The organism is Mycobacterium sp. NPDC003449, assembly GCF_053588415.1.
The window spans coordinates 1-5,967 of record NZ_JBSFPX010000294.1 but is presented as its reverse complement, the minus strand read 5'-3'; the positions used below and the strand labels follow the sequence as shown (position 1 = coordinate 5,967).

Sequence of the window (5,967 nt, the reverse complement as noted above, 5' to 3'; positions counted from 1 at the left end):
CGAATCTGTCGAGGTCAGAAGGACCACTTATGCACAACCCACCACACCCGCAATAACCCCAGGAGATGCGCCCGGCCGGTTCGACAGCACTCCGGAAGTCGACGGTCCCCTATCCGCAGCGCGGCGGGTGGCTATTCATTGCGCCGGTGCGTATTTCGCGCGTCGAACGAGTACGTTCCCGGCACCGGCACCGGAAGTTGGGTCGATGTCAGCGCGGCTTCGCCTTCGACGGTGCCTTTCGACGCGTCGGGGCGGTTCTCGTGCGGCGCGGGGGCACAGTCGCCGTGCGTGGCCTGGCAACCTTCCTGGGTCGACCGCCACGTTCCCGCTCCGTGACCTCACCGGTCAGCTCGGAAACGTCGGCCACGCCGTTGGCTCGCAGGATCGACGCCGCGGCGCTGGACCGCCCGCCCGCCGCGTAGTACACCACGACGGGTTTATCGGCCGGGATCGTGTGTATGCGGTCCCGGAGTTGAGGCAACGCGATCTCGATCGTGTCGGGGACCGTATTGCGCGTTCGATCTCGCTTGTCGCGCACGTCGATGACGGTGACCGCATCGTCGACGAGCAGCTGTTCGAGCTCGCGTGGCGAGGTCCTCCGGGTGCTCTGCACCAGATCGGCCAGCCTGGCGGGAAACGCCGCCCCGGCGCGCAGCGCGAAGACGCCGGCCAACCCACTGAATCCCGCCTCGGACAGGTGGGCGGCGGCGGTGTCTTCTTCACCCGGGTAGACGACCACCACGACTGCGGCATCGGGGTCACAGATTGCCGCCACCGACAGTGCCATCGAACCGGTGGAACCGACGTTCAACGCGCCACGCAGATGGGCCGATGCGAAATCGTCGGCGCTGCGCGCATCCAGGACCGTGGCGCCGGCGTCGATCTCACTGCGCAGGCGTGCGGCGGTCAGCGGTTGCGCGGCCGCCTGCGCAGCTTTGGCCCGGGCCGGCGTGCTGGTCAAGCTTTCAATGTGGGCCAACGCCATGTCGAGTGCGGTGGCCATCGGGGCGACGTCATGGTCGGCCTGCGCCAGCAGATAGCCGCCCTGCAACGCAGCCATCAGCCCGGTGGCCAGCGCGTCAGGGTCAGCCGTGACGGGAAGAACCCCGGCGGCCCGCATCCGCTGGAATCCCGAAGCCAAGAGCCCTTCCCAGACCGCGAAGTGCTCTGCCAGCGAGGTGCGCGCCTGCTCGTCTTGATCGGAGAGCTCCACCACCAAGTTGCCCAGCGCACAGCCGTAGGCACCGCCCTGCAGCGCGGCCCCCTGAACCAGGGCGTTACGCCACCGCCGCAGACCGTTCATCGACGTCAACCGGGCCAGGCGCTGCCCTTCGCGTGCCAGGATCTGTTCGGCGCGCAAAGCCACCACCGCACGGGCCAGTTCGGGCTTACCGGCGGGGAAGTGCTTGTAGAGCTGGGACTTGCTGGTGCCGGTCGCGGCCCGCACATCGTCGAGGGTGACGGCGTTGACGCCTCGCACATACATCAGATCAGCGGCCGACGAGATGATGCGGGCCCGGGTCGCTTCCCCGCGCGCAGTCGTTCGCCGCTGGGGCGGACGCTCGCCACCGCCGGTCACCGGCGCCACGCTACCGGCTGCCCTGCGCGTCGAGGACCCGCGGTCGCGCCCGGCCTTCGAGGGTCGAACGTTCGGTGCTCGTTGCGGTCGTCACAGTTTCCTGCCCTAGCCCGCGGTGGACGTCGCTACCTCACCCCCGAGGTGCGCCCACGGCGCGTCTGTTCGGTACAGGATACCCCCAAATACGAACGATCCGGTCCGCAGTTGTGCAGCGCGTCGAGACCCAGTTGCCAGGGCCGGCGGCCAGCAGCCTAGAAGTTGATCATCTTTCCGGCCAGTCCGTGAAATGCCTCCTGCAGCGCTTCCGACAATGTCGGGTGGGTGTGGACGTTACGGACCAGTTCCTCCACCGTCAGATCCCATCGCTGGGCCAAGGTGAGCTCGGGCAGCAACTCCGCGACATCGGCGCCGACGAGATGCCCGCCGAGCAGCTCCCCGTGGGCGCGATCGGCGATGAGTTTGACGAACCCGGTGGGATCGCCGTAACCGTGCGCCTTGCCGTTGGCGCGGAAGGGGAACTTGGCGACGGTGATGTCGGAACCACGAGCCGCCGCGTCGGCGCGGGCCTGAGATTCGGTCAAGCCGAAACTGGCGACCTGGGGTTGGCAGAAGGTAACGCGCGGCATCATCACGTAATCCGTCACCCCCAGGGTCGGCACGCCGGCGATGGATTCTGCGGCGATGATGCCCTGCGCCTCGGCTACGTGGGCGAGCATGAGTTTGGCCGTGACATCGCCGATCGCGTACACCCCGGGCACGGTGGTTTCCATGACGTCGTCGATGACGATACCGCCGGTGCGGGAGTCCAGCGCCACGCCCAACGCGTCAAGACCGTAACCCTGGGTATTGGGGGCGAATCCGATCGCCTGCAGCACCACATCGACGGTGAGGACGTCCAGACCGGCGGCGCCCGATCTGCGGTAGGTGATGGTCGCGGCATCGGCTGTTTCGGCCAGCCCTTCGATGCGGGTGTCGACCAGCATCGTGACCCCGAGATCGCGGTAGGCCTTGGCGACCTCTTTGGAGACGTCGACGTCCTCGTTGGGCAAGACCCGTTGCAGGCTTTCGATCAGGGTCACCTCGACACCGTAATTTGCCAGCACATAGGCAAATTCGATGCCCACCGGACCGGCGCCGATGATGGCGATCGACGACGGCAGCTCCCGGGACATGATCTGGTCCTCATACGTGCGCACCCGGGGACCTCGGCGGGTTCCGGGTAGCAGCCGAGGCGTGGCACCGGTCGCGATGATCACCGCGTCGAAGCCGATCTGGGTGTCGATGTCGTCACTCTTGATTCGCATCGTGTGGCGGTCGATGAACGACCCCTGGCCCTCGTATTCGTCGATGCCGTTCTTGCGCATGAGAAATCTCAGCCCGCGCACCCGTTCGACGGCGACCCGGCGAGACCGGTCGAACGCCGCGCCATAACGCATCGTCGTGGCCCCTTCGATGCCGAACAGATCGGCTTCGGTCCGCAGCAGATGAGCGATCTCGGCATTGCGCAGCAACGCTTTAGAAGGGATGCAACCCACGTTCAGGCATACGCCGCCCCAATAGTGGGCTTCGACGATCGCCACCGACAAGCCCAGCTGCGCGGCCCGGATGGCGGCCACATAACCCCCCGAGCCCGCACCGAGCACCACGACGTCATACCGCATGGTTCGATCCTTTCGGTCGGTGTGCCCCTGGTCCCGTGGCCAGCCATCTGGCCAGTACGAATCAGCTCTGGGTGGACTGCTCGAGACGGGACCGCGATGTCGATCCCAGTACTGCGTAGGCCGCCGCCGCGCTGGCGGCAGAGAAGACGCTGTAGCTCAGCGGGGACTCGGCACCCAGCGACAATGCCATCGCGGTTCCGAACACCACAAGCACCGAACATGCCGCTGCACCAACGAGCCTCGGCCACCATCCGGTCAGGAGCAGTACCCCCAACGTCGCTTCGGTGACGGTGGCGGCCCACACGATAAGGCTCAACAGCCATCCCGAGGCAAACGGAACGAGTTGGTGGGTGTAGTCCGAGAAGGCGCTCATACTGCCCCAGCTCCCCTGCCCGAAACGCCCCCACCAGCCGAATCTGTCGGCAACACCGGACAAAAAGGCTGCCGCAAGCGACACACGTAGTACAAAGCGGACCACACTGGTCGCATCAGGCGAGCGCATAGGCGGTCCCAGACACGGTCGCACTGTCTTCACATCGCCTGCGCCGCCCAGTGGGCACCGCTCTGGTCGACAACACCGCGACTACCTTCCCGAACTGTCGTCGGTGGTGAGCGGGCCGTCTCCGGTATCGAGCAAGAACACTGCGAGCAGTTCGGCTGGTTCGGTGGCGCTGGCATTCTCACTGATCGTGTGGTGCGCGCCCGGCGCCTCACTCCACGTCTCACCGGCGTGATACACACGCGCAGGCTCACCTTCGACCTGACTGCGGATCTCTCCCGACACCACATAGGCCATGATGAAGGCCGACTTCGCGTGGTGGTGAGCGGCGCTCTTACCGCCAGGCGGATAGGTGACGGTCACAGCTTGCAGTGACTTGCCCGGGACATTGGTTGGTTGATCGAAAACTGGTCGGACAGCGACGGATTGGCCCGGATTCTCCGGAGCCGGGTCGGCGTGTGCCACCGGGGCGAACATCACAACGGCACTCAGTGAAGCCAACAGCCGTTTTTGAGCCATTGGGCACCTTCCCTTCGAATCGGTGTGGCACGCTTCCGCATTCCAGTGCCGGTCCTGCCCGTCCGCACACACTGCGCAACGGCCGGACGGCGTCAGAAGGTGTGGCGGTGCTCGTCATTCCCTCTGTGGAGAGCATCGGCGAGAAACTTGGTCGACGATCTGGGCTCTGAGCCCATAGCGAAAACATACACCGCAGCGGTGGAGGCGGCGACCATGCGACAACCGCTGTCCGACAAGGCCAACAGTGCTGCTTATAGCTGGCCCATCGTCGTTGGTTATACCCCGACTACGGGGCGGCCCAGTGCTGTGGCTCGAAGGGCAGTACTGCGAACGGGCTAAGCGGATCAAGGTCAACGGAGTCGTAATCGCATGTCAGCACCGATAGAGCGGCTGTATGCACGTTTCGTGCAGTCAATTTCACCGCCAGTCGCAGTTGCATGCGCTCCGTCACGTCATGCCCCTGGACGCGGAGCGTCGGCAGATCGCTGAGTATGTCGAGTCGCATCGGCACCACCCTCATCGGGACGTCTGCCTGGCCCGCGCGGGATGACAATGCGACCTTGCCACTGTCGGCGAGCAGCAGATCGTTCGATAACGCCGTGGCGGTCAGCACCAGCGAGACGACGCCAGGAGACACCTCCCTGTCGGCGGTGACCGCCGTAGCGGCTCCGGTGAGCACGAGATCACGAGTAGCGTTGCGCCAGTGATTGATCCGCGCATAGGCGGATTCGCGCCGCGCGATGACGGCAGCAGCCGTAGGCACGTCGGCCTGGCCGTCGTCTGGATGTGACATGATCTACCTCCAGCAGAGGGAACACCGCCCGGGTAACGGTAGCACTTTATATGGACTATATGGTCCCTTTCATGGTGTGATTGGAGTGTCCGGTCCCGGTTAGCGCGACGGCCGGATTGAGAACGAGGAGTTGTCGATGAGCGAGAGCGCCCATGTACACCTGGTGGCCGGCACCGACGAGCTGATCACCGAGCGGCTGCGTCTGCGTCCATGGGCCGGTGGCGACGCGAACGCCGCGCTGGCGATTTTCAGCCATCGGCAAGTAGCGCGCTGGCTCACCCCAGCGATGCGGCGGGTGACCGACCGCGAAGACATGCGCGAGCAGCTGACTCGCTGGATCGCCGAACACGATGACGTCGGACGGCCACGGGGCCGCTGGGCGATCGAGATCCGCGACACCGGCCTGGTCATCGGAGCGGTGTCACTACTGCCATTGCCGCCCGGTTGCACCGACCTCGAAATCGGTTGGCAGATCACCCCGGCGGCTTGGGGACACGGATACGGCGCTGAGGCCGGGCACGCGGTGGCCCACCAGGCCTTCGCGAAGGGAGTATCTGAGGTATTCGCGGTCGTACGCCCGGGAAACACTCGCGGAGTGGCTACCGCACAGCGCGTCGGAATGGAATGGGTCGGCGAGACCGACAAATACTACGACCTGACCCTGCAGGTTTATCGCCTGACCGCGGCCGATCTGGACTACCCGGAACCCACCGCCACCGCCCACCGATACTGACCGGCGCCACTCCCGTCGCCGGGCGCAACCGCGATTGGTAGATCTGCTGCCGAGGAGAGACTTTCACGCTCCCTTCCTCCGGGTGACACCGCGCGGTCGATGGTCGGGTGCATCTCGCGGGGGTATTGCGGGTGTGGTGGGTTGTGCATAAGTGGTCCTTCTGACCTCGACAGATTCGACCGC

General features: G+C 65.6%; 6 protein-coding genes. 1 reads left to right on the top strand and 5 read right to left on the bottom strand.

Going from position 1 to position 5,967, the window contains the following annotated elements; genetic code table 11:
- Nucleotides 1–208 precede the first annotated feature (208 nt).
- From ACWDTP_RS36830 to ACWDTP_RS36810, 5 genes are all read right to left on the bottom strand, one after another.
- Nucleotides 209–1,579 carry a rhodanese-like domain-containing protein gene (locus tag ACWDTP_RS36830; protein WP_450028154.1) on the bottom strand — a complete coding sequence of 457 codons (1,371 nt, stop codon included), beginning with the start codon at nucleotides 1,577–1,579 and terminating at the stop codon, nucleotides 209–211.
- 251 nt (nucleotides 1,580–1,830) lie between these two features.
- Nucleotides 1,831–3,240: a dihydrolipoyl dehydrogenase gene (gene lpdA / locus ACWDTP_RS36825; protein WP_450028153.1), complete on the bottom strand. Its 1,410-nt coding sequence runs from the start codon at nucleotides 3,238–3,240 to the stop codon at nucleotides 1,831–1,833.
- 61 nt (nucleotides 3,241–3,301) lie between these two features.
- Nucleotides 3,302–3,742: a hypothetical protein gene (locus ACWDTP_RS36820; protein WP_450028152.1), complete on the bottom strand. Its 441-nt coding sequence runs from the start codon at nucleotides 3,740–3,742 to the stop codon at nucleotides 3,302–3,304.
- 81 nt (nucleotides 3,743–3,823) lie between these two features.
- Entirely contained in the window at nucleotides 3,824–4,258 is a 435-nt protein-coding gene (locus tag ACWDTP_RS36815) for a cupin domain-containing protein (RefSeq protein WP_450028151.1), read from the bottom strand.
- Between the two features lie 286 nt (nucleotides 4,259–4,544).
- The gene (locus tag ACWDTP_RS36810) at nucleotides 4,545–5,051 is read right to left on the bottom strand and encodes a hypothetical protein (protein WP_450028150.1); all 507 of its coding nucleotides are present in this window, start codon (nucleotides 5,049–5,051) and stop codon (nucleotides 4,545–4,547) included.
- A gap of 136 nt (nucleotides 5,052–5,187) precedes the next feature.
- Between ACWDTP_RS36810 and ACWDTP_RS36805 the strand changes: the two genes are divergently transcribed.
- Nucleotides 5,188–5,784, top strand: coding sequence for a GNAT family N-acetyltransferase (locus ACWDTP_RS36805; RefSeq protein ID WP_450028149.1), 597 nt, complete (start codon nucleotides 5,188–5,190; stop codon nucleotides 5,782–5,784).
- The last annotated feature ends 183 nt before the right edge of the window (nucleotides 5,785–5,967 follow it).

Coding starts and splice junctions, on each gene's coding strand:
- lpdA (WP_450028153.1), bottom strand. CDS start 3,240: ATGCGGTATGACGTCGTGGTGCTCGGTGCGGGCTCGGGGGGTTATGTG.
- ACWDTP_RS36820 (WP_450028152.1), bottom strand. CDS start 3,742: ATGCGCTCGCCTGATGCGACCAGTGTGGTCCGCTTTGTACTACGTGTG.
- ACWDTP_RS36815 (WP_450028151.1), bottom strand. CDS start 4,258: ATGGCTCAAAAACGGCTGTTGGCTTCACTGAGTGCCGTTGTGATGTTC.
- ACWDTP_RS36810 (WP_450028150.1), bottom strand. CDS start 5,051: ATGTCACATCCAGACGACGGCCAGGCCGACGTGCCTACGGCTGCTGCC.
- ACWDTP_RS36805 (WP_450028149.1), top strand. CDS start 5,188: ATGAGCGAGAGCGCCCATGTACACCTGGTGGCCGGCACCGACGAGCTG.